Source organism: Pseudomonas sp. C7.1 (genome assembly GCF_056312395.1).
Window position 1 is genome coordinate 59946 of sequence record NZ_JBWDTL010000001.1, and the last position, 22200, is coordinate 82145.

The 22200-nt window shown below is 53.8% G+C and carries 25 protein-coding genes; 13 read left to right on the plus strand and 12 right to left on the minus strand.

The annotated features are described in order from the left end of the window. Positions 1-163: 163 nt before the first annotated feature. Both AC0T4W_RS00270 and AC0T4W_RS00275 read right to left on the minus strand, forming a co-directional pair. A complete protein-coding gene (locus AC0T4W_RS00270) occupies positions 164-838 on the minus strand; it encodes a cyclic nucleotide-binding domain-containing protein (RefSeq protein ID WP_476314521.1) in 675 nt (224 codons plus the stop codon). Next, positions 835-1251 (minus strand): 30S ribosomal protein S10, encoded by a 417-nt coding sequence (locus AC0T4W_RS00275; RefSeq protein WP_476314524.1) that lies wholly within the window; start codon positions 1249-1251, stop codon positions 835-837. Before AC0T4W_RS00275 ends, AC0T4W_RS00270 begins: the two co-directional genes overlap by 4 nt. A 544-nt stretch (positions 1252-1795) precedes the next feature. Here AC0T4W_RS00275 and AC0T4W_RS00280 point away from each other — a divergent pair. Then, positions 1796-2164, plus strand: coding sequence for a PilZ domain-containing protein (locus AC0T4W_RS00280; protein ID WP_476314527.1), 369 nt, complete (start codon positions 1796-1798; stop codon positions 2162-2164). A gap of 248 nt (positions 2165-2412) precedes the next feature. On the opposite strand, the gene AC0T4W_RS00285 is transcribed toward AC0T4W_RS00280, so the two are convergent. The 6 genes from AC0T4W_RS00285 to AC0T4W_RS00310 form a co-directional block, all read right to left on the minus strand. Next, entirely contained in the window at positions 2413-3351 is a 939-nt protein-coding gene (locus AC0T4W_RS00285; RefSeq protein ID WP_476314529.1) for a hypothetical protein, read from the minus strand. Next, positions 3311-3685, minus strand: coding sequence for a hypothetical protein (locus AC0T4W_RS00290; RefSeq protein ID WP_476314532.1), 375 nt, complete (start codon positions 3683-3685; stop codon positions 3311-3313). Before AC0T4W_RS00290 ends, AC0T4W_RS00285 begins: the two co-directional genes overlap by 41 nt. Position 3686: 1 nt before the next feature. Further along, the gene (locus AC0T4W_RS00295) at positions 3687-4817 is read right to left on the minus strand and encodes a hypothetical protein (RefSeq protein ID WP_476314535.1); all 1131 of its coding nucleotides are present in this window, start codon (positions 4815-4817) and stop codon (positions 3687-3689) included. Positions 4818-4819: 2 nt separating this feature from the next. Next, complete coding sequence (locus AC0T4W_RS00300) at positions 4820-5371, minus strand: SEL1-like repeat protein (protein WP_476314537.1); 552 nt, start codon at positions 5369-5371, stop codon at positions 4820-4822. After that, positions 5364-6362, minus strand: a complete 999-nt coding sequence (locus AC0T4W_RS00305; protein ID WP_476314540.1) for a DNA replication terminus site-binding protein — start codon at positions 6360-6362, stop codon at positions 5364-5366. Before AC0T4W_RS00305 ends, AC0T4W_RS00300 begins: the two co-directional genes overlap by 8 nt. A 97-nt stretch (positions 6363-6459) precedes the next feature. Beyond that, positions 6460-6795: a hypothetical protein gene (locus AC0T4W_RS00310; protein WP_476314542.1), complete on the minus strand. Its 336-nt coding sequence runs from the start codon at positions 6793-6795 to the stop codon at positions 6460-6462. A 285-nt stretch (positions 6796-7080) separates the two neighbouring features. Between AC0T4W_RS00310 and AC0T4W_RS00315 the strand changes: the two genes are divergently transcribed. The 8 genes from AC0T4W_RS00315 to AC0T4W_RS00350 all read left to right on the plus strand — a co-directional run bounded on the left by AC0T4W_RS00315 (position 7081) and on the right by AC0T4W_RS00350 (position 13255). Further along, positions 7081-7440 carry a hypothetical protein gene (locus AC0T4W_RS00315; RefSeq protein ID WP_476314545.1) on the plus strand — a complete coding sequence of 120 codons (360 nt, stop codon included), beginning with the start codon at positions 7081-7083 and terminating at the stop codon, positions 7438-7440. Positions 7441-7740: 300 nt separating this feature from the next. After that, positions 7741-8220, plus strand: a complete 480-nt coding sequence (locus AC0T4W_RS00320) for a hypothetical protein (protein WP_476314548.1) — start codon at positions 7741-7743, stop codon at positions 8218-8220. Between the two features lie 100 nt (positions 8221-8320). Next, positions 8321-9982, plus strand: a complete 1662-nt coding sequence (locus tag AC0T4W_RS00325) for a tetratricopeptide repeat protein (RefSeq protein ID WP_476314550.1) — start codon at positions 8321-8323, stop codon at positions 9980-9982. Further along, a complete protein-coding gene (locus AC0T4W_RS00330; RefSeq protein WP_476314553.1) occupies positions 9975-10562 on the plus strand; it encodes a DUF922 domain-containing protein in 588 nt (195 codons plus the stop codon). Before AC0T4W_RS00325 ends, AC0T4W_RS00330 begins: the two co-directional genes overlap by 8 nt. 21 nt (positions 10563-10583) lie before the next feature. Then, positions 10584-11705, plus strand: coding sequence for an endonuclease/exonuclease/phosphatase family protein (locus AC0T4W_RS00335; protein ID WP_476314556.1), 1122 nt, complete (start codon positions 10584-10586; stop codon positions 11703-11705). Positions 11706-11723: 18 nt separating this feature from the next. After that, the gene (locus AC0T4W_RS00340; RefSeq protein WP_476314559.1) at positions 11724-12542 is read left to right on the plus strand and encodes a hypothetical protein; all 819 of its coding nucleotides are present in this window, start codon (positions 11724-11726) and stop codon (positions 12540-12542) included. Positions 12543-12674: 132 nt separating this feature from the next. After that, positions 12675-12983, plus strand: a complete 309-nt coding sequence (locus tag AC0T4W_RS00345; RefSeq protein ID WP_476314562.1) for a hypothetical protein — start codon at positions 12675-12677, stop codon at positions 12981-12983. 8 nt (positions 12984-12991) lie between these two features. Further along, the gene (locus tag AC0T4W_RS00350; RefSeq protein ID WP_476314565.1) at positions 12992-13255 is read left to right on the plus strand and encodes a hypothetical protein; all 264 of its coding nucleotides are present in this window, start codon (positions 12992-12994) and stop codon (positions 13253-13255) included. Between the two features lie 283 nt (positions 13256-13538). Here AC0T4W_RS00350 and AC0T4W_RS00355 read toward each other — a convergent pair whose 3' ends face one another. Both AC0T4W_RS00355 and AC0T4W_RS00360 read right to left on the minus strand, forming a co-directional pair. Beyond that, the gene (locus AC0T4W_RS00355; protein WP_476314568.1) at positions 13539-13814 is read right to left on the minus strand and encodes a hypothetical protein; all 276 of its coding nucleotides are present in this window, start codon (positions 13812-13814) and stop codon (positions 13539-13541) included. Positions 13815-13821: 7 nt separating this feature from the next. Then, entirely contained in the window at positions 13822-14466 is a 645-nt protein-coding gene (locus AC0T4W_RS00360; protein ID WP_476314571.1) for a cyclic nucleotide-binding domain-containing protein, read from the minus strand. Between the two features lie 310 nt (positions 14467-14776). Here AC0T4W_RS00360 and AC0T4W_RS00365 point away from each other — a divergent pair, with 310 nt between their 5' ends. From AC0T4W_RS00365 to AC0T4W_RS00380, 4 genes are all read left to right on the plus strand, one after another. Next, complete coding sequence (locus tag AC0T4W_RS00365; RefSeq protein WP_476314574.1) at positions 14777-17221, plus strand: DEAD/DEAH box helicase; 2445 nt, start codon at positions 14777-14779, stop codon at positions 17219-17221. Beyond that, the gene (locus AC0T4W_RS00370; RefSeq protein ID WP_476314577.1) at positions 17218-17490 is read left to right on the plus strand and encodes a hypothetical protein; all 273 of its coding nucleotides are present in this window, start codon (positions 17218-17220) and stop codon (positions 17488-17490) included. The genes AC0T4W_RS00365 and AC0T4W_RS00370 overlap by 4 nt, the downstream gene beginning before the upstream one ends. Before the next feature lie 468 nt (positions 17491-17958). Continuing rightward, a complete protein-coding gene (locus AC0T4W_RS00375; protein WP_476314580.1) occupies positions 17959-18480 on the plus strand; it encodes a hypothetical protein in 522 nt (173 codons plus the stop codon). 907 nt (positions 18481-19387) lie between these two features. After that, positions 19388-20107: a DUF1353 domain-containing protein gene (locus tag AC0T4W_RS00380; protein WP_476314583.1), complete on the plus strand. Its 720-nt coding sequence runs from the start codon at positions 19388-19390 to the stop codon at positions 20105-20107. Positions 20108-20541: 434 nt separating this feature from the next. Here AC0T4W_RS00380 and AC0T4W_RS00385 read toward each other — a convergent pair whose 3' ends face one another. After that, the gene (locus AC0T4W_RS00385; protein WP_476314586.1) at positions 20542-21276 is read right to left on the minus strand and encodes an NYN domain-containing protein; all 735 of its coding nucleotides are present in this window, start codon (positions 21274-21276) and stop codon (positions 20542-20544) included. A 62-nt stretch (positions 21277-21338) separates the two neighbouring features. Beyond that, positions 21339-22163, minus strand: a complete 825-nt coding sequence (locus AC0T4W_RS00390; protein WP_476314589.1) for an alpha/beta hydrolase — start codon at positions 22161-22163, stop codon at positions 21339-21341. Between the last annotated feature and the right edge of the window lie 37 nt (positions 22164-22200).

Consider the following 22200-nt stretch of genomic DNA (forward strand, 5'->3'; position numbering starts at 1 on the left):
ATCACTACAAAAATGGGAAGACTGGGCCCCTTACCTATAGAGGCATGCGCCCTATTGCCGTAGCGCAATGCCGCTTTATTCATTGGCTTGGGCTTGATTACTGAGATGGGGTCTGCTGCGTATTGCGCAAGCTTGCTTGCTCCAACACTCTTCGATGTGTGGCTCATGCGCTACCACCCGTGAAGTAGACCCGCTTGTAGCCGTTGAACATGACGACGCCGGCCTGTTCAAGATTCTGGAAAGCTCTGGTCGCCGATCGCTTGTGCACGCCTGCCAAGGTTCGGATTTCATCCTTGCTGGCCTCGATCTCACGACCCGCCGCTGTCGGGTGGGATTCAGGGTGTTGAGCCAGTATTTCTATAACCCGCAGGATTTTCCCTTGGTCTCGGAGAGTGGTGGCTTGTGCTGCTGCCGCGTAAATCCTGGCCAACTCTACTTCTAGCGCTAGAAGAAGCTTCCCTGAAAGCCCAGTGTCGGCCTCGAACTCGCCCATGCGCGCCGCAGGCACTGTCAAGAGAATGGTGGGAGAGCGAGCTTTAAGGCTGACTTGAATAGTGTTGCTGATGACCGGGGTGACCATCTCACCGCGCTTTAACACACCAAGGAAAACCGGGCTTGCGTCCTCATCAGAGGCAGGGGAGGTGGCAACAACACAACCACGGATGATGAAGAACAGGGCACCAGGTGATGCCTGTATTTCGTCCCCACGAGAGTAGTTCGTGATCTTTCCCAACCTGCTGGCGCTGATCAGGCACTTGGCCCATGCACTCATGAATGCCGGGCTTTCGGCTATCCAGCCAGGCGCCGGCAGGTCTAATGCGGTAACCGGCGTCTTCATACCAAGTCATCCTTTAACTCGAACTGCCCCTGGTAGAGCTCAATCTTGACGTTGACTGACTTGGGGAGGGGGAGGGCTATCAAATTGGCTATGGAGCTGGAGGTCGGTTTGATAACGAGAAGGACGTTTCGGAATCGTTTGGGCTTCGATAGGTACATTGGTTTGCCGTGTTGGCCTTTCATTTCACGCATTACCATGTGCCGGCGACGCTCAGTGGGCAGAGCGAGAGGGCCACGCACCCTGACCTCGGGATCGGCCAGAATTGATTGCTTGATACGCTGGGCGGTTGAGCGTGCTGCGTCGGAGGTGATGCTGTCGATGATCACGTAGAAGCTTGCAGAGGTGAACCGAACCCGCATTGACTTCGGATCGGCTAAGTCCCAGGCGGGTAATTCTTTCGCAGAGTTATACATAGGGGCTCAGTCACCAACGCACTATTTGTCCTAATAGTGCAAATGGGAGCCCGTTTTTCAGGTCTTTTTCAGGGTGTGAATCACTTTGACACCTGGCTTAGGTGGTAAATCGCTCGTTCAAGCGAAGCTACTTGCGATCGGGCCCGAAGGATGGCGAATACCGAATCATCAGGAGAAAGCTGTGCAGCCTGCCGTTGGGTGAAGCGAAACAGCTCACCAATGTCCTCGACTTCTAGAGCTTGGACAGCCGGCCAACAAACCTGGAGCCTGGTGGTAAGTTTTTGCGTAGTACGGGCTTTCCAGTTTGATAACGCAGCCAACATCGGGGAATTCCTTGGGAAATCGGGGGGGGAGCCATTCAGTTTCTGGAGTTGTCGTTTTTGACCACCAATTCGGTGGAAGCGCCCTTGCGCCTCTATAAACTCGCAGCAAGTAGGTAGCGCGTTTGCGGTACTAACGTAGCGATGATGTACAGAATAATGATTTCTCGAAGCGTAGCGCACCGGATTGCTGGTCAATTCCGCTTCGATCATGAGGATGCAGTATGAGTGAAGCCGATCGCCGATTTAAGCGTTACGTAGTTCCGGAAGGCGCAATGGCCAGCCAGGGAATTCGTGGCAAGACCTTTATTGCCAAACTAACCGGATGGACGAAGTGCCGGATAAAGGACTTGTCCAGAGCTGGGGCAATGGTACTAACGGAGAAGAATCTGAGCATCGGCGACAGCATCGAGTTCAAGATGGTCGAGAAGGAAGGCCAAGAGATGCTTTTCGATGGTACGGTCGCGAACATTGCCAAGGACCATAAGCTGGGCATGTACAAGGTGGGTGTCGCGATAAACGTCCCGGCGACTGCAAGTCTCGAATTGACCTTCTTGGAAACGCTCAGTGATCGCTTCAAGGAAGCAATCTAGCGAAACCAGAAAACATGGCCGAAAAAAAGCCCCGCAAGAGCGGGGCTTTTTTGTAGGACGGGGAATCGCGGTGCACCACAGACAGGTTAGAGGGGGGTGAGTTAGGAGATGAGGCCTATTGCGATTCCCCAAAAATTGTAAGTCATCAAAAGCTAGATCATTTCAGTGACAAGCGCCAGTGAGACCTGATGAACTAATGATGCAGATATTTTACGCTCCACGCCAGTCCATCTAGTATCTTTTTACTATCACTTTGTCGGTTTCCACCACAAATGTAGGCTTTCCCTACAAGAGAACAGAAGCAGGCAGAGACAGAAACCTGACACACATAGAGCTAAAGCATAGAGCATGCCATGACTGGCAAAGGGCCATACCCGGCTTGCTGAGTGCATATTTTTTACAGAGCCCGTGACAGAATTCCCGCTGATGGCTTTGAAATACAGGTTTTCCCTCAGCGCATCTGCCATCAAGGCAAGTTCTGGTGACTCGGCGATGTCTATGTTGGTGAAGACAGCGCGTGTCAGAAAGCGATCTTCTTCCAGGCGTTCCGCCTCGGAAATGACTGAGCCAATGGCGCTATCAAGCAATGCGTCAGGCAGTGCGGCCTTCACTGGGGCAGTAAGGCTGAGCCAGCCGGCCGTATTCGACTGGTGCAGAACTGATTTGACCGCGTATGCGTCGGCGTTCTTGCGCAGCGCGGCCTGAACAGCCAGTTTGAATCGCTCAGCGATGATCTTTCCTACGGCTGACGGGAGTACATCTCGACCTGGGATCGCGACTAGCACTTCGAGAACTCCCTCGCCATTGCCCCCCACCTCGACAGTACGTGGTTCAGTTTTAGCAGTTGCTTTCGGCGAAGCTGCCCTCTTGATTGGGCTACCCAGTGGCCGGGTGCTTGCGATCGAGGCAACTAGACGTTGCAGATTCAACCCCGAGGTCGGACCAACCACTACAAGGTTGATGTTCGCTTGAGTGTAAAGCCGATCGTATGCTTCTTGAGTTTTCGCATGCGAAAACAATCTCAGAGGTTGAGGGTCAGGGGGGCACGGTGCTGGTGCGCCATAGTTCGCTGCAAAGGTCTCGAAGTAGTGAGGCTCACTGCGATAGTCCTCCTGCTGGCCCAGCTCGCGCAGGATCGCCTTAACCTCACGTTCGGTGGAGTTCAGTAGGCAGCTCCCGGCGCCCAAGGATTGCAGCCATTAACTGCTCCATGCTCTCCCCAGCAGCAGCATGGCCAACCAGAGTGAACTCGGTGAAGTCCTGGCGTGTGATAGCCGATACTTGAACGCCGAGGCGGTTTGCTGCGAGAACAAGATCAGCCGGGGTTGTGCCGAACTGAGTTTCAGAGAGCAATAGGTGCTCAATGAGATGCGGCGTTTCGCGAGTTCCGCAGGAGTCGTACATGCCTGCATTGACCTCTGCGCGCACCACCAGTTGCCCTGGCCGTTCGATGTGCTGGTATTCAAGGCACATTGCAGCAGGACTCAATGCAAGCAGTATTACGACGGCGGGGAACCGCATGTCAGCCTCGTTTCTTGGAGAAGTTGGTTCCTATGATATTGCCACCAGCAGGGGTGTCATCAGGGATCAGGTCCATCGCGGCGTAACGAAGCCCGGTCTCAGCTGAGTGGTATGCGTACTGCATCTTGTTGCGCTTGGTGCCGATGTACGGGGCTGCCCCTACCAAGACTGAATCCATCTCAAGGTCTGAGGTTTCGAGGTTACGGTCGAAATCAAAAACCATTCGAACACCGAATCGATCCCAAAGCTCGGAGTTAGGGGCAAGCTGAGTAAGCACCACATTGATGCCAACGCTTTTCGCTAATGCTAAAGCGTGGTCGATATCGGCAATGTCGTGATCAATCTCTACGCCATCGATGATGAGTGCACGACCGGCCGGCGAACGTCGGCTGAGAGCATTGAGGTGTGCCGAAACCAGTGCCGACAACTTGTACGTTCTGGCCGGAACAATCGATACGAAGGTGTCTGTTGTTTCATCTGCCGCACCCAAAAGAATAGAGCTGTGGTTTTCTTGAAGCGCCCCGCGATACACGCGCATTGTGTTCAGGTACAGGTTCAGCCAGCCATCCCCGTTGGGGTTGGTACGCACTATGGCCACACGAGTCCCGGTCTTAGGGTTCAGTGCGACTTCCTGATTGATGTAGCGGGAAAGGGTGCCGCTATCGGTATGGATAAGTAGAGCGTTCTCATAAAAGCCTCGACCCAGGATCACCTGGATTGGCGCGTAGTAGCCATAACGAACCCGAAACTTTTCAAGCATCTCAGGCTGGACGCTGGAGGGGTCAACTGGATCATTGCGCGCGTAATTCACCAAGGCATCAAAGTTCTGGAAGCCCCACATGGTCGATACCAACACCTTCTCACCAATACCCTTGCGAACATCCCCAAGGCCCGGTAGAGACAGGTTTACCGCCATCCGAAGGAACTCCATCATCTGGTGAGAGCTGTCCTCTTTGAGTAGGGCAGAGGGTTCGCTGATGGGCTGCAAGCCTGTTACAGATGGGCCGAGCTTTCCTGTAGCGGGGTCATAGGACTCACGGCCATAGGCGCGCGCAAGGATCGAGCTGGCTTCGCTGTCGGAAAGATTTAAGGGCAAGCTAGAGACGAGTCGCTTGAACTGAGTTTCGTACATGATCAGGAATCCAGGAGATCGAGATGTTTGAAGTTTTCGCAAAAGAGCTTGAATGTCTCGCCGGCAGCAACCCCCGCACCGGGCTCAGCCGCTCTGTTCGCGAGGTGACGGTAAATCGCTTTCCGGGCAGCTTGTTCGTATGGCGGCCGGTTGCACAGTTGTAAAAGGTCGGTCATCGCAAATTTGTGGCCTTTGGCTTCCGCTTTAACCAGTAGGTCGATTCCCAGGTGCGGATAGGACAAATCAAGCTCCCTATGAATATGGGCCAAGCCATATTCATAGACGGCAATGCACGAGGCTGACTCACAGTTTGCGGCTAATTCCAGCCACTGATGCCCCGCTTGCCGATCTTCATCAACACCACGGCCAACAATGAGGCAACGGGCAACGTACAACATTGCTTCTGGATGCCTATTCGTCGCGAGGGAGACCAGTTCGGCGAACGCCTCTGACCGTGCGGCTTCGTTGTCGGTGGCCAACATTGCCTTCAAGTGACCGATGCACTGAAAGGTTTGAGGGTCAACAGAGTGCGGGGTGTCGGTGGAGTTATTCATTTGGCTGAGCCTTAATCTTGCGCTGATGCCGCTCGGGTTTTTTGGCCTTTGCCTCATCCTCAGTATCAGTAATCGGCACTCGATGCTCTTTGAGATAGCGGTGGAGAAAAAGCTTTTCGCAAAATGGCTCCACTTGAACCTTTGCCCGCATGGAGCGGGGTGAATCAGCCTTGGCCTTAGGGTCGTATGCGTCTAGCTTCTTGATGGCTGGCGCTTTTGACGTGGCAATGTCGTAAACGAACGGTGTTGATGTGGCGGTAATGTAAACGCCATCGCCATCATGGACCCTTGCCCGCACGTGAGGCTGGCCTGGGCGATATATCGCAATAGGTTCGCTCGCTTCGAGGTCAATAAGCACATCGCGAGCGAAAGCGTACTTCCGGTATGCATCGGTTTCGTGCAGAGACACCAAGCTGACATCAGCGCTGCCGTGTGCACCTTCAAGAATGGTCTTGTAGGTTTTCAACAGATCACCAGCAGCTGAGCGCTTGATGGATACGCTTTTGTCCCAGTAAAACCGGACAGCAAGGGGGTCATTCAGAATTGGCGTAATGCGCTGAGTCTGTAGAGCCGATATGAATTTCTCTCGCTCCCAGATTTTGGTGCGCTCAGCTTGCGTGAGAGGGGCCATGATCGCGATCAGTTCAGCTCGAAGGTCATTTGTTGCCCGCACCTGATCAAGAAGTTGTGAAGGCATTCCGATGACGCCTGGGCCCCTTTGTGTTTCCCGATTGCTTTGGCCGATGCTCAGCCAAATGTTTGTCAGCACCGAGATGGCAAAGGAAGCAGCCTCAATTCCGGTTAGCTCAATCGGTGTGATTACTGCGTCCGCGTCAACTGTTTTGGTATTTCGGAGTGGAATGCTCCAAATCGCGTCCACCCGTATATCGCCCCCGTGCCTCCGCAAATCGGCAGCAAGGGCTTTTAGCTCGGTATCTAGGCGCGAAATAATCTCTTTCGCACCCTGAAAAGCGTTGAGGTGGATGCTCAATTGCACGGTTCCTTTGTGGGGGCTGTTGTCCACTGTAACGACTTAATCAGTCGTTTACAGATCACCCGCACATGACTGGTCAGCCTGGCGCGTGAGACTAGGCACCTTCCCTCGAAGACGGCACGAAAAGAGTGTCGGCGCCGATATAAACGGCATCCGGGGCTTCTGGCCATTCGCGCCGCAATGTTTCAAATTCACCTTCATTCCACAACCGTAGAAATGCCAGAGGCTCTTCGGTTTCCAGGACGAATGCGATAGTCGCGCTCGATGCATCATCGAATGGCTCATGATTGATGCGGTGCGTCAGGTCTTCAAGCGACGCAATTTGAGCCTCGACTGAGGCACGAATTGAGGAATCTGGAATGGTGATAGATACAGCTTTCAAACCAGAGACAGCAATTTCGAGGGCGGATGCGATGATGTCTAGATTCACGTGGAAGCTCCAGTGTCAGGGTAGGAATCAAGCCTACCCTGTGCAGCATCTGTGCTCATTCGATTGGGGGTTCAAAACAGTTAGGTAACCAGGACGGCCTGGCTATCCTTTCGCTTTCGATGAGTCCAGTCGCCTATCACTAATCGCATTTTCGCCTGTTTTGGGAGCATGCCGTTCTGAGGCTGTGGGAGAATTGCATATGGGGTTGGGATTTGTTGCGGGGTCGTTATCCTGCCATCGGAACCCCCGGCACGTCAGGTGCCGAAGCATCTAAAGGAATCGACTATGAATACTATTGAAGGTAACAAGACAGCTTGCAGTGCAAAGACGTTCGTGAACGGAATTCGCCCATGGTGGTCCAGCGAGTTTGTGCCTTCTATGAAGGGGTTTCTGTGGGTTCAGTTTCTGATTTTTTCGGCTATTGCCATACTTTTCGTTATTGTTCAGGCGCTATTTCTGGTTGGCGCAACGATTGGAAATTCGATTCCATTTTTCAGCTCCGGGATTGAATCGCTGTTTGTAATCAGAAATTCAGTCGATGTGGTTTATCCCTACGCCGCAATCGGTGCCGCGCCATTCTTTGCCGTAGCGATTATCTACATGTGGGCGCGCAAGGTTTGCAGCTTAGGAGGACAACAGGTTTGAAGATTTTTGGTGTCGAGGTCAAACATCCTTCGCCGAGCCAGCTGGGGCTAGCCACAACTATTATCGTGAGTTTCTTCCTGATAAATGTGGCAGCAGCCTATTTTGATGGGCGAGCAATAAATACAGCCTTCCCTATGGTTGCGGCGGTTTCAGCAGGAATAATTTCGGCCGCGTGTGGTATTAGTCCTGTTGGGGGTTGGCGTGCTTGTACGTTGCTGTTCGTATTATCACTTGTATCCTATATAGCTGTCTTAGTAATCACCGGGCAGCTTGAATTGCCGAGTAGTTAAGGATTAAACAATGAGCGGTCCAAGACAGCACACAGTACAAATAGACGGTGAGAATTTTATTGTTTCAGTCGAAAAAGGTAATTCGGCATTCCCATACCGAGCAAGGGCAAACTTTCGCGGTAAATCAGTTAAGGCACGCGGTGAAACTGAATCCAGTGCATTGAGCAAGTGGCAGGAAGATGCCAGAAACCTTGCGGCTAAAATGCCCCTGAGAGGTCAATCCTTTGAAAGGATGTCAGAGCCAGTGAAAGCTAGCCTGGTCCGGATAATTGGCGGCTTCGCTTATATTCTAAAGTGGTCAGTGATTTTTCTAGGATGTTTCGCTGGGCTATTGACTATAGTTATAGTGTTTTTAAATAACGGATTGCCGACTGGATACTCTCCAGCTGAAACCTACTTTATATACTTTGGTTTAGCCTGCATCTGCCTTGGGATTGTGTACATGGCGTGGTACGTCGGGGGTATGAAACGTAGCCAAGAAAATCCCTGATCTGGCGCTCCCTGATTCCCCGGTGCGGAAATACACCCCCATTCGGTTGCGACTACCCCCGAGGTCGGCAAACTAGCCCCAAACCTGTTGGGGACCGGATGTGAACCTAAGCAATGCCTTCCTGAAAGCGCGCAACCTTGGCGACGTGACTGCTGCATGGCTCAAGTACATGCAGTCAGAAATCAATGCCCGAAATATTCAAAGCAATGTTCGCCTTACCGCTGGGGACTGCGCCTCACTTATGGCCCCCGCCTCCTTGATTGCCAAGGCGCTATTGGGCCTCGGAGTCGAAACAGCGGGTAAGACCACGCGCGTCCTGATCCTCGGAAGTGACCCAATCACCCGAATGGATCGCGCAATGTGGGCTCCATTCGCTGGCGACTTCCTCGGCAATGGTGCCGTGATCGAAGTCTTCCAAACTCAAGATGAAAGCCCCTACAGCACCCTGTACCCACTGGGGGAGCAGATTGGGCTTAGACCCTCTACGGTAGTCAGTCACACAGACTTCCAGGCCGGCAGTGAGCCTGCAATTGATGCAGTGGTATGGATTCACCCCGCAACTGAAACCAAAGAAGACCCCGATAGCTTCCAAACGGCCAAATGCTTGGCCCGGTCTGGCGTTCCAGTGATCGCTTGCGCCTACAACGAACTCGATCTGCACATCCAGAACTACATGATCTGCAACCATGGTTGGCAGCTTGAACTTCTCGGCGGCCGGCTGGCGCGGGGCACTGTCGCAGTTAACAACTTCGGCATTTCGAGCAAAGACCTCGGGGTGGACGGTGGGTGGGGCGCACTGCTGTGCCGACTTGCACCAACCACAAAGTCCATTCAGCCCCTCGACGTAGCCACCGTGAGAGCTGCCGTTGGTTTGGTTCGAATTGAAGCGGCCAGCCTCAATCCATGGACCTTTGGCTCCCGTATCAATGGAGTGGCCTTCAACCGGATTATTCCGGTTGGGCTTCTCGGCAATATGGCGGTAGACCAGGTAACGGGGTTTGTACTCTCCGAGGTCGATCAGCCGCGCGTACTACAGGTGGTTGCGCAACTGTGGGATGCCCTTAGAGCCAGCATGCCGGGGACTAGTTTTGAGTTGGTCTTGTGGGCGGCCCGAGTGCGGTTGGCTTTCAACACAGGATTGCCCAAAGAACCAAAGAAGCGTGACGAAGTGATTGAGCTCTTGACCGAGGCATTTGAAGCCGGGGTGCTGGATGCTGGTATTGCTTTGGCGCGAGGGTATGAAAGCAGGGTCAGTGGTACTACAAGGCCAAAGGCAGTGGCCATCTACCAAGACATCGCAACACGCCATCCACTTTCTGCCTACGCCCTTGGTCATGAAGCCATCGCGCAGGGTGACAGTTCCGAAGCGCTCAACTTCCTCAAAGCAGCCGCCGAATTTGGATATCCGCCAGCCATCACCGACTACGGGATTTTGCTGTTGCAGATGGGGCAGCCAGGGAAGGGGCTTGCACTGATCCAGAAGGCTTCGGACTTGCACGATCCACAGGCAAACTTCCTCACAGCAGAAGCGCAGATCGAGGGCGGCGATTACATGAAAGCCGTCCAGACCCTTCGTAGTGCCTGGGCGACCGGTCACGCCAAAGCGTTGGAGGTAGCCGACTGGCTAGTTACCCAGATGATGGAAAGAAACCTAGGGAAACGAGTCATCCTCAAACAAGAGAGGCGCGACATTGATGGGTTCATGAAGAAACGCGCTCGCCTGGAAGATCAGGTGCAGAAGGCCTTGCAAGCTGATGCGTAGGATCGGCGTCTGCCTGATAGCGCTGGTGCTGCTATCAGGACATGCAACTGCAAACCCGCAGCCCATCGTCAAATTTGATCTCCAGTATTACCCGGTGGATGGCGAGACCATCATCGACATCAACACTTCAATGTTCTCCCGAACCCCAATAAGAACCGCTGGGGGGCCATTTGCCGCCGTCACGGAGAGTGGAATCCGAGCTACATACGATTTACTCAATGAAGCTGATGGCGGATGCAGCGTCCGGAATCCGGTTGTTCACCTGGAAACCAAAATGATCCTGCCAAAGCTGTCGCCTGGGCAGCGCCGGCCGAATGTCAACGCAGAATGGACCCGGTTCATAGGAGCGCTTCGAGCGCATGAGTTGATGCACGCTCAGAACGGTTTAGCCATATCCAAGACGGTTTTGAAGCGCATTACCGGTTTCAGAACATCGCTGTCTTGTGCCGAGACAAGCGGGCGCCTAAATGCAGCTATCCAGCAGCTGATCGGGAAGATGAACGAGTACGACAAGCACCTGGACAAGACCACCAATCACGGTGAGACGCAGGGCACCAAATTGAACATACGGATTCGCTGATTCGGCGGACAGGGGGGGTGCGTGAGGAAGTGGATAGTCGCTTTAGCGATCGCTACGAGCATTTGTTTCTCAGGTGCAGTATCTGCGGTCAGCCTGGCGAGCTGGAACGTCAAAAGACTCGGGCACGGTAATCAGACGAGTTACAAGGCTTTGGCCTTTGTGGCAGCTAAAGCTGACTTGATTGCATTGCAGGAGGTCATGTCTGAGGAAGGGGTTACCAGGCTAAGGATTGAGCTTGAAAAGGTGACCGGTGAAGGGTGGGGCGCGCTGAGTAGCCACCTTATTGGAAGTCGGAACTACAAGGAGATGTACACTTTTTTATACCGGAAAAGCACAATTGCATACGAGGACGGCGCGGTAGTTTTTGCCGACATGAATCGGGAATTCATCCGCGAGCCATTTTCAGCACGTTTCAGGTCGCTATCTGATAACACTGTTTTCGCGGTGGCCACAGTGCACATCCTCTATGGGGATTCGACGGAGGACCGCCTTCCTGAAATTAAGGCCCTGGCCTCGTATTGGGAATGGCTAAGCACAGACGCTTACCCAAATACGCCCCTTCTGTTGACCGGCGATTTCAATCTACCGCCATCACACCCGGCATGGCGTGATCTGTTGGTTCATGCGAGCCCGCTGATCAGGAATGGGGCTACAACGCTCTCCAGCGTTGAAGGGCGCATGGCCAATCTCTTTGACAACATCTGGGTTAGTCGCCAAACACACAGCGCGCTGGGGCTTACATCGGCGGGAATCATCGACTATCCGAAATTGATCGGCTGGAACCACGAGAAAAGCAGGGCTCACGTTTCAGACCATGCGCCTGTATTCGTCACCTTTGGCTCTACTCGCTTGCCGGCAGGGGTGCCAACCGTCACAGCAGCGCAAAGCCAATCATCCACCGGAACGCCGATAAAGCCAGCAACCGCGCCTGCGTTAACCCCTGCTGGAATCCTTGCCTCTGCAAAAGCCAGGGTCGGTATTGAGGCTGGTGCTGGTGCTGTTCGAGGCAACCGCAATTCGTTGATTTTTCACCGGTCAGACTGCCCCTCGTATGAGCACGTTGGCATCAATAACCGCGTTGACTTCGCAAGTGCTGACCAGGCCCACAAGGCTGGCTACAGGCTCGCGGGTAACTGCAACTAGAAAACGGAGTTCCAGCTTGTGAACGACCTTAACGACCAGAGCCCTCAAATGATTGGCAAACGAGACTTCAACATCCGAATCGCGTTGTTTTTGGGTGCAGCGCTTTTTTATGCCCTGGACATCGGGTGGGTGGGAATAATTTTTCTCACCCTAGGTGTGGCCTCAGTTTTCCAGCATATGACCACTGTAATTCGGTTGAAAGCGATCAACTCCGTGCTATCTCAGGTCGATGTATTCCGACATGGGTATCGGATTAAAGGCGCCGATGCCATCGCCGTTCGCACCACCAACGGTGCTCCTTCTCACAGCCCGCACTATCAGAATTTAACTCAGGTCGCCCGGACGAGCGATGGACTGTGGTTTTTGGTGCGTTTCCAAGTGCGGAACCTAGTGCCCAGGGCAGAAATCACCGAAATTCAACTGGCTGATGATGCGGACATCAAGCTTCGCCTACAAGATGAACCCCATCTCTATGAAAAATGGTTTGCTGGTGAACGGTCTGCCCCGATCGCCGGTAACACAAGCCCTGGCCATGAGCTGTTTGAAGGAAGCTCGATCCGCACATTTGCCTGCTCCAACGAGTCCTGGAAGGACAGCGCCTATCCGCTGAAATTAATCACTGTTCAGGCTCAAGGTACACGCCACACCGAGCGCTCGGCCTTGATTGGTGCACTTGAGGATGCCCTTGATCACCTCCGTGCTGGAGACCTCGCCGGCGAGCATAGCGATGACGACTATGGCTACCGGTTTGAGGTAGCTGAAAACATGCCGGTCACGATTTTCGCTGATCCAGCTAGTCAATCAGAAACCGGTGACCATCCTATCGCGCAGGCATAACCGATATCTGACGGGAAGGTATGTATTGGGGCGTGATACAGCTGCTGACACACGAGGATTGCTGTGATCATGGTTGTGCGCTCCATAACCAAAGAGACGCCGAGCCCCTTACGATTGACGAGAGAACAATCAATGAAAAATCAGCGACCGGCCTATGAGGCACTGGACACGAATGGCTCGCCCTATTGGCGCGAGGCGCGTGTGGTGGGGGAATTGCCGTTGTCGGACCGCCGCCCGGCGCTTGACGAAGCTCTGGCCCAGGTCAGTAATGCGCTTGGCATTCCTGCGGTCAAAACGCTGAGCTCTGGTCTACCGGTATTCGAGTCCTTTGGACTGAACCACCGGGAAGCTGGCCGCCATGACCATGCCAATTTGCTGCTGACACAAGGCACAGATTTGAGCCTCGATTTTGTTCCGACATTCAGATCTGCAACCGGCTAGGAAGCCCGATGGCCCTCATCACAGTAATCAGGAAGGAACATGCCCAGGCACTCAGCAATCGAGTAGTAATCAGCCTTACTGCTTGCTTGATTATCGCCAGCCTGTTGATGGTCGTTACGACCGTATGCGTGCTGGTTGAAGCCGGCTACTTGTGGTTAGCGGCTTTTGTCGTGCCGCCGCTGGGGACAGGATTGGGCCACTACTGTGTGGTCACAACCCGGTACTGCCGGCCGGCATGGTTCAAGCCTGTGCTCGATGTTGAATCTGAATAGGTAAGCGACCATGCGTTACACGCTGAGCGTCATAAAGCACTACCTTGCGGGGAAGCTCACAACAGGCCACGCAATTTACGCTCTGCGCGTTAGGCCAGTAGCCGTCGTCAGCAAGGGTAAAACCTGGGTTATCGACCCTGACCTCATACTCTGAGATCACTCAGCAAGCTAGTGTCCGTAGGGGGTTAATTGAGGGCGGGAGCAGCGGCCGACCAAATGGCCCTCCCAAGGTAGGGAGAGGCCATTCGGTGGTGAAGAGGTCTAAGGCGCGATCGCGGCGCTGCTAAACAGCCAAGTAGATGATCAAGGCGGTGATGATGATGCCCAGCAACGTCGCCACGCTTGATTGGAGGCCGTCTACCCGTAGAGCGGACCCAAATGAATATGCGTAGAAGGCAACCCACGTCCAAAAGCCTGTAATGACAACGCCAACCATGTCTGTTTCGGCCTGCGGTACAACCATAATTCGAAAAAGAACCGCCAGCAGAGCAACAGCCGGGGCGGTCAGATGATGGCTGAAAGGGATTGGTTCGAGCGAAAGACTAGATATGTTGAACATGCGATAGCTACCGTGTGCCGAGTACGACGATTGAGTGCCCTGCGACCTCAATGAAGCCTTGCAGGGCAAGTTCCTTAATGGCGCGGCCAGCGGTCTCCCGCGAGCAGTTAGTCATTCTTGCCAGCTCCTGCCGAGAAACCTTTATCTGCATGCCATTAGGGTGGGTCATGGCTTCCCCGTGACGGCAGAGCTCTCTCAGCTCGATCAGAATGTGCTGAGCAATTTCAAGGAAGGCTAGGCAGGTCAGCTTGTTGGTGGTGGCCTGCAAGCGGTTCGCCAGCCGCTGGCATATGGTGATGAGCAACAGCGGGTGCTGCTCGATAAGACCTTGGAAACGGCTATGGGGAATGGATGCGATTTCGCAGTTGCTTCGAGCAATCACGTGCGGAGTATTCGGTTGTCGCCGGGTGTTGGGGAAGATGCCATCTTCACCAAAAATGTCGCCTGGTGTGAGGTGGTTGAGGATCAACGTGGTGCCATCCTCATCATTGATGGCAAGACTCATCGTGCCGCTAATAACCATGTAAATCGCACCGCCACGCGCGGGGTCGAGACTAAGTTCTTCCTTCCGCTTGAGCTTCTGCTTCCGGCCATGTTCCACGAACAGGTGGAGACCCGGTTCCAGCACTTGATTTGCGAATGCCAATGTCATTGGCGATTTCCCTCCAGGAACCCAGCGGCAGGTTGCGCACAGCGCATACCTGACGCCCTTATATGATTTCGCATATAGCGATGAGAGGACGATACAAAGAATTGCGATTCAACGTAACCGAATGGGGTGGTAAAACCGCGCGGCACAGGGAATCGAAAGCCGAGTCCAGTGGCATAGCGCTCCTTCGGGATGAAAGGGCAAGGCCTCGCAGATTGCGCGTCAGTTTTACGCATGGGTTCGGTGGCGCCGGTTACCGGCTGGCTGCAACATTGCACAATTACTAAGTTGTGCGCCGCGAGGGCCAGTCACCGTGTCCAACCAAGAGAACAAGCTGCCGCCAATCACTCATCCGGATAAGCAAGGGCCTCTGGTGGGTCTCCTGTCGTCCCTGCTGAGCAGCGGCATGGACTTGCTGGGGGCAATGCATCCCCTCTCATATAACCACGGGCTAAGAGCTGGCCACCGAGACTCTGGTGCACAGCCAGTCCGGATGGCCAAGCCAAGAACTGTTGAAAAAGAAACAGTGGTCGGGTTGAAGATCACAGATTCACGAGATGCAGAATTCAGGCGGCCGGCCACAGATAACTACCTCTTTGACGAGGAACGCCTTGTCATTTCTCCGGAGTGCAAGCAGCGCTTTGTCCAGGATGCTCAACGGTTGCTTGCCGAGGATCACCAGCCTACTAAAGAACAGTGGCGGGCCATCCTCTCTAACACCTTGGCCACATGCGCAGTAGGAATCGCCGGCACTGGAAAAACCTATGTCATGGCCATGAGAGTCATATTCCTCAACAAGTACCTTGAGGTGCCGCTGGAGGAAATCACAGTCCTGTGCCTGACCAAAGATTGCAGGCTAGATGTAATCGCTCTTGTTACTGACCTCTTCGCACAATGGGGGACGTTCCTCAGTGATGAGCAGGGTGCTGAACTGGTGAAGACGCCACGTGGTGCATTGCTCAACCAGGTGCGGGAGCTGTTTGATATGGAGGAGACCCAGCCATTCGATTTGTTCACGGAGTCAGCTATTGATGATGTGGACGGAAGGCCGTTCGATATGCGGCTCACCAATAAGCAGATCGCAGTGCTGAATGAGGCATACCAGCTTGCCTACCTCAAGAACCCTGAGTTCGGGGCCGCTGTTCGCCGCCTTTACCGCAGCAGCTCGCTTCTCCCGCTGCTGGAGCCTGATGACCCGGTAGTTCAGAAGCGAGCGTCGCAAGCCTGGCAACAAGTCTCCATTGACCTGGAACTGACAGAAAAGATGTCGAGCATCTGGGAGGCTGCCGGTGTCTGGCCACTCCCTGGGATCAAGGCGGAGATTTCACCGGTGACGATCCGCCACAAAGAGTTTTTCTACAACGGCTATGTACCTGAGCTGGATGCCTTCGTGGTCCTTGGTTTCGACCGTAGCGAGAAGAAGACTCAGACCCGAAACCCAGACGTTCAGCTTGAGCTTTACAAAGAATGCGCAATCAAGCGGACCATGCTGCAAGCCTACAGCCCGAAGCCCATCATTTACCTTGAGTCCTATGAGCAGGCCCGCGCGCTTTCCACAGCAGTTGAGTTCCTGAGCCACAAAGCACCGGCGTTCTCTTGTACGTTGAAAGGTGAGCCCCGGCCACAGCCAATAGCAGAAGCGCTGTATCACATCGGCACCCTCATGGAGACGCTTGGGCTGAATCTGCCCAAGTCGATCGGCACCATGAATTTCATGCCTGACGATCCAGATTGCGACTTCTTTCATGCCCTGGCCATGTTCTGGCCGGCGTTTGAGTCTTATCTGCTGGCAATGCAACCAGCCTCATTTACGTTTAATAGGCTATTCCTGATGTTCGGGATTGAGGGCCAGGAAAACATGAAGGCGCTTCCTGAATCAGCGTTGCGCGGTATGCGCCACGTCTTGATCGATGAAGTGCAAGACCTGACGGACCCAATCGCTGGCTGGATGAAGGCCTGCCTGCTGGAAAATAGGCGTCGGAATCTGCGGGCCGCTGCGCGCGGTGAGCACCGAATGTCCTGCACACTCTTTGTCGCCGGCGACGATTTCCAAACTGCGCATGGCTCTCAAGGGGCGAGCCCTCGCTACCTTCTGGATTACGAAGCGCAATTCCGATGCGCTGAATCCACAAAGGTCTTGCTTGGCGCGAATTTCAGATCACACCAAGGGATCATCAATGCTGCCCATTCCATGGTCATGGGTATCCCGGCCGTAAACGGAATGGCGCCAGTGAGTGTGGGGGAGGCCGGCCGGGCAGCCCAAGAGCCAGTCATGGTGCATCACCTCGACCCAGCATTGCTGACCAGCTTGATTGATCACCATTACGACCTGGGTGAGGACATTTTAATTCTTGCGGCAAACCAGGAAGACTTCAAAGCCATGGAGCCCTTTCTGGCGAATGTGCTGGAGCGAGACAAGGGCAACGAGAAGCGCCGGGTGCGGGTGAGGGCTTGTCAGCGATCCAAGGGGCTTGAAGCTGAGGCCGTGTTTATCATCGGTGATTTCACCGCGCCGCTGTCCTCGTGGAGCAAGAACCAGATTTACCGAATGGCTAATGGCCAAGCCAACAACGACCAATCCCCATTCGACACTATCCAGCTCCATGAACTGTACCGGCTCGCCCATATAGGGATCACGCGCGCGCGGAGGCATTGTCACTGGTTAATCCGCCCAGAGGCTGCTGGTGAACCAACCCAAATGCGTGCCTCGATCCGAATTAAGGCTGACAGCCACTACTTGGTGGACAAACGCACATGATCAAGGTGACCACGGAAGAGCACACGCTAGAGCAGTTTGGTCCACGAAACATAGCCTGGCGGCCAGTGTCTGGAGACCTGTTCCAGGAGAGCCGTCGCTTGGCCTACTTAGGGCGGGGCTTAGAAGCGATTCTTGAAGCAGAAGATGCATGGATAAAACATCACGGTAATATGCATGGCATCAGGTTCCGCCTGCGATCAGTTGCTACGACCTTACTCGGCAAGGGTACAGCAGCAAACGTGACATGCACCGATGAATCACAGGTTTGACGCCACCAACACGTTCTGGTCATTTCTAAGGTTGAGTTTCACCCTTAGACCGTTATCCAATCGTCTATTGAAACGCTAAACCACCTAGCGGTTCCGCAGGAGAAGAACAATGCCACCCTCGCAGACTCAACCGAACGCACGGGACACCATGCTGCCGAAGTTGGTGATTGCATTCGCAAATACCCTGATCACGGGCTTGGTGGTTGTGATGCAAATCTATCTACCCCATCTGATTAGTGGCGGGCCGTCAGATGCGATGAGGTTTTTCGCAAACCTAGTGCAGTTCGCAGGAACTGGGGCATCAATATGGGCATGGATGATTGTGATTGAGAGTTATTTGAAAAGCCGCCAGGGGATTATTAAGAATAGTATTTAACAGATGGAGCCGAAGCACTTTGTAGATGATTGGCGTTTCGTAAGACTTGTTTTGTTAACGAGCACAGTTTTTTATTTGCATCAGGAATAGATATGAAGTCCCCGCTACCACTTTTTATTTTCATGCCCATACCGCCAATTCTTTTGTGTGGCGCCAGCTATTTTATGGATGCCTCGCTTGAGACATCTTCAATATATGTGGCATTAGCGCTTATGGTAATTGGATGGGGCGGAGCAGCTTATATCTTCTCTACGACTAAGAAACTAATAAGCAATCGGGTAACTGTAGATATTAAGCCAAGCCGCATTGAAACATCAGACGGTTGGAGCGAAGAATCCTGCTATTCTAGTAAAACGCATTTCTTTGCGGACTTCGAGAATTTTGAAACGGCATTGAACAATGTCATGAATCGAGCATTTGCAGATTCAAAAAGCATTATTGCGCGGCGAGAATCAGCACATGTCCGCGTTTGGCCAGGCGAGCTTGGCCTTTCAAAGTTAGAAAGTGACGCTCTGGTTGACCTTATAGAGGCATCATTCGTTGACCCATTGATTGAAGTAGTACCGTTGTGCGAAGAGAGTGAGCTGATAAAACCTATGACTATGAAAGTATGACAACTCGGACCAGCGAATCGCCAGATATCGAACTGGAAGCGCTACGTCGCAACTCTGCTCGGTGGAAATACTACGCGTCACGTGTCGCTACGATGGTGGGAGTGACCCTTGAGGAAATGGAGCGCGAGGTTGATGAGGCGATGGAAGCTGAAAGTGCCGGCCCTCTTGGGGAAAATGGTTAACGCAATCATGGCCAACCGGAAGCCAATCCAATACTTGATCGGTGCCGCCGCTGTTGCCGTTTGCCTTGGGGCTTATGCGCTTCACACACCCCATCAGGGGCCTGATTACGTCTTCTGCGATCTCAAAGGATTTGCCTATGCGGAGGTAAACGCCATGGAAAGCATACCTTGGGTCGCCACTGACTCCGGCCCGCTGCGAGGTGATCAGCCTGGAGCCTCGTTGGGCCATCAGATGACCTGTGATGAGGCCCGTAGAGCGTTCGGCTTATAGCGGTTGGGGATTCGACACAAGCTTGTCATGTTCTGGATCGGCGCATGCCAATGATGGTCCCCGCCCCAGGCTCATCGAACTCAGGGGCATATCCTTCAAGAATGTAACCCAGCAAATTGCCGAGAAGCTGAGTCCGAATGCCCCCCTTCATGAAGGTTGAGCCCCTCCGGCTCTGGCGCAGTCAGCGTCTTAACCCCCCCCGATTTGTCAGCGATTGATCAAACTGCGAGCTTCCTAAGCACAGCACACTGTTGTTGGTCAGAGCCGGCGTGAGCTCTGTGTGGTGTGGCTTGGTTAAGGCCTTCAAGTGTCGTGAGAAGGGAAGCGCGCACGCATCCTCCGCATAACCTGGAGAGGCGAGTTTTGAGCTGCTATACAGAATGTGCAACCAACAGCTGCCACAGCACTGTAATTCTTGTTTGACCTCAAAACATAACCGGTAAGGGGAATGCGTATGGGCAGGAAGCTTGTTTTATTGATAGCTCTTCTAGGTGTGTTCGCTCAAGTCAGCGCCAGTGAATTTAGCGGTGAGCTAAAGCTTGTTCCAGAAGGGTGCCAGAACACCAACCCAAGAATCTGCCAGCTTGATTCGTTGCTGACCTTCAAATCGAGAGATGGCCTAGTCTGGCAAACCGACGTTTGGAAGGATGGGGATGGTGAATCCGGAACAACGGACGGCGCCTCGATACCCAAGTGGGCGCAGCCAGTGATTGGCGATGCGTATGACGAATCATATTTAAAGGCAGCAATTGTTCACGACCACTATTGCTATAAAGAAAATCACGTCCGCAGCTGGCGCAAGACCCACCGGATGTTCTATGACGCCCTTGTTGATCTGGGTATCAATAAAGTTAAAGCAAAAACAATGTACTTTGCAGTTTATGCGTTCGGGCCTCGTTGGGTGAAATTAGTACCGGGGGAGAATTGCGGTGATAACTGCATTAAAACTGTTGAGCCTTCTGGAGTCAGGATGGACGCGGACCAGCTTATATCCAAAGGTGCGCAGGAAGAAATTGACACGTTCATGGAAAAGGCCGAACAGGACGAGAATATGACACTCTCCCAAATCGAAGCATATGCAAAGTCGATTAGGCCAAATGATTTCTATCTAAACCACGGCGATACCTATACACCAACAAGCGATAAAGACCCGAACCTTTTCCCGGCGTATTAGAATGAAGCCCAGCGTGACGTTCTGTACCTCGCGCACCAGGCGAACTGCCGTCATGGATACCCCGAATGTGCAGGCCACACTGGGTCATTAATAGGCTATAGGCAACTAAACTATGATCATCGAGCTAAAGGTAAGTCTTCATCAAAGTGGGAACCGCACGCTTATGGAGCGGAAGCCGGGGGATAGCACATGGAGTGATGTCATGGAACCCAAGGGCGTGTTGGCTAATAATGATCCGACGACTTTCTATCGAGTTACCGCTAACTACATCAGCACTCTCTCGCTGGCCGGCAACGAGGTCAGGTTACAAGACACTAAACTTGACTAGGCATTCCTCGACACTGTGCAACCACGAGGCACTGGGGCGTCGAAAGAATCGCTCCGGCGCCAACCCCGATCTGTGGAACTTACCGGAGGCGCGAATAACATTAAACCTAAGCAATGTCGGTGAAGGCACCTAGGCCTGTGCCACCATTCCAGCCGATGATCCGACCCGGATAGAAGCGCCGGGAGTCGTACATTTCTTGGGTCGCCGGTAGCTCTTCACGAACCCAGGCTGCGTCTTCAAGCGTGAGGGTTTTTGGAGGCCCACTTAGGTACTCGACAGTTAGCCGCTTGGCTGTCAGGTCGAAGTAAACGACACGGCACACTCGCTTGAAAGTCACGTCTGGTGAGTAATGCACCCCCGGTATGATCAGGGGGTTGATGTACTGGTCACAGGACTTGATCAGCGCCTGGGAAACATTCTGGTACGCAGCTACATCCACCCAGATTCCACGGTCTCGCAAGGCCTCGACCAGTCTGACGAAATCCCCATCCCCAGTCATAAGCACCACTCGATCCAGCCGATCCCACCTCAGGGCAACATCTACCGCTAGGTCGATGTCCATGTTGGCCTTTTTCGTAGTGTTGCCCTCACCATCCTGATAGAACTTTTGGGTCTTCTGGTGCAGTACAAAGCCAGCACGCTCCATACGCTCCCGGCAGCCACGGCGCCAGGCCGCGTACTTTGGGTTATCGAGTTCCTGGTTTTCATCAAAGCAGAGGTAGGCGTGCATTTGGCTAACCGGCCCCACTCCCTCAAAGTGCCGGCGCAGGGGCGGGTAGATCATGCTCCCAAGGCCATTGCTGGCGAGGTTATCGAAATCGACAAATATTCCAGTCCGCATCCCTGAATCCGCATGGTCTGTAAAGTTGCCATTGTAACGTGCGGCGACAGCAGTGGTGTGGGTCAGGGGGCGTCCGGCCGGCACTCAATCGGTTGGTTGCTCAGATAAGCCCAGGACGAATCAAAACCTGCGTTGTGGGTCGCCTCGACACGAACCACTTGGACGCAGCGCCCGCCGAGCTTATCCAGGTATGAGTCGATCACCTGACGGGGAACAACCTTGTCATTGAGCCCAACGATGTGCCGCTGAGGCATTTCGGTTAGTTGCGGTGCTACGTCGGCAGGGTTCAATGAGCCCTCAAGCGGCGCGAATCCTCGGACCTTGGCCCAGGCATCGGTATCAACATTGCCGGCGATGGTTTGGACGGCAGCAATGTCGTGCCGACTGGCCGCGAGTAAAAGTGCGATCGCCGCGCCCCCTGAGTATCCAACCAGCTCGAACTCCGAGGTCTGGTATTGAGCTTTGACCAGATCGAGAGCAGCACTGTAGGAACGAATGACCTCCTGGCTGAATCGGCGATCAGTCCAGAGCACCTGGTTGCAGCCTTCGACCAACAGGTACTGGCAGGGCCTGGCCAGGTAAATCGCCGGGGCCCGGTCCAAAGAGGCGTATCGGGCAACCAGACTTGTCCTTGGTGTCGGGTCTGTACTTGGCTGGCTGCTGGTAGCCCAGGCATGCCCATCACCCTCAATGTAGACCCGTATGCGCGGCAGCGAGCCAGGGGATGGCGCCAGTGCCATTAAGGGGAATGGGGTGCTGGTGATGACTCGCGGCTCAAGAGTTGAGCCGGCGCTGACCTCAGCAAGGTTCACGCGCTGAACGGAGCAACCAGCAACAGCCACGAGCGCGAGGCAGAGGCCAATCACACGCATCAGGAGGCGGGGCATAGTTTTCTCCGTATGGAAATCGGGGGAAGGTAGAAAA

Coding starts and splice junctions, on each gene's coding strand:
- AC0T4W_RS00385 (WP_476314586.1), bottom strand. CDS start 21,276: ATGCGGACTGGAATATTTGTCGATTTCGATAACCTCGCCAGCAATGGC.
- AC0T4W_RS00270 (WP_476314521.1), bottom strand. CDS start 838: ATGAAGACGCCGGTTACCGCATTAGACCTGCCGGCGCCTGGCTGGATA.
- AC0T4W_RS00290 (WP_476314532.1), bottom strand. CDS start 3,685: ATGCGGTTCCCCGCCGTCGTAATACTGCTTGCATTGAGTCCTGCTGCA.
- AC0T4W_RS00390 (WP_476314589.1), bottom strand. CDS start 22,163: ATGCCCCGCCTCCTGATGCGTGTGATTGGCCTCTGCCTCGCGCTCGTG.
- AC0T4W_RS00345 (WP_476314562.1), top strand. CDS start 12,675: ATGAAAAATCAGCGACCGGCCTATGAGGCACTGGACACGAATGGCTCG.
- AC0T4W_RS00350 (WP_476314565.1), top strand. CDS start 12,992: ATGGCCCTCATCACAGTAATCAGGAAGGAACATGCCCAGGCACTCAGC.
- AC0T4W_RS00275 (WP_476314524.1), bottom strand. CDS start 1,251: ATGTATAACTCTGCGAAAGAATTACCCGCCTGGGACTTAGCCGATCCG.
- AC0T4W_RS00280 (WP_476314527.1), top strand. CDS start 1,796: ATGAGTGAAGCCGATCGCCGATTTAAGCGTTACGTAGTTCCGGAAGGC.
- AC0T4W_RS00330 (WP_476314553.1), top strand. CDS start 9,975: ATGCGTAGGATCGGCGTCTGCCTGATAGCGCTGGTGCTGCTATCAGGA.
- AC0T4W_RS00360 (WP_476314571.1), bottom strand. CDS start 14,466: ATGACATTGGCATTCGCAAATCAAGTGCTGGAACCGGGTCTCCACCTG.
- AC0T4W_RS00355 (WP_476314568.1), bottom strand. CDS start 13,814: ATGTTCAACATATCTAGTCTTTCGCTCGAACCAATCCCTTTCAGCCAT.
- AC0T4W_RS00375 (WP_476314580.1), top strand. CDS start 17,959: ATGAAGTCCCCGCTACCACTTTTTATTTTCATGCCCATACCGCCAATT.
- AC0T4W_RS00315 (WP_476314545.1), top strand. CDS start 7,081: ATGAATACTATTGAAGGTAACAAGACAGCTTGCAGTGCAAAGACGTTC.
- AC0T4W_RS00380 (WP_476314583.1), top strand. CDS start 19,388: ATGGGCAGGAAGCTTGTTTTATTGATAGCTCTTCTAGGTGTGTTCGCT.
- AC0T4W_RS00320 (WP_476314548.1), top strand. CDS start 7,741: ATGAGCGGTCCAAGACAGCACACAGTACAAATAGACGGTGAGAATTTT.
- AC0T4W_RS00295 (WP_476314535.1), bottom strand. CDS start 4,817: ATGTACGAAACTCAGTTCAAGCGACTCGTCTCTAGCTTGCCCTTAAAT.
- AC0T4W_RS00300 (WP_476314537.1), bottom strand. CDS start 5,371: ATGAATAACTCCACCGACACCCCGCACTCTGTTGACCCTCAAACCTTT.
- AC0T4W_RS00370 (WP_476314577.1), top strand. CDS start 17,218: ATGATCAAGGTGACCACGGAAGAGCACACGCTAGAGCAGTTTGGTCCA.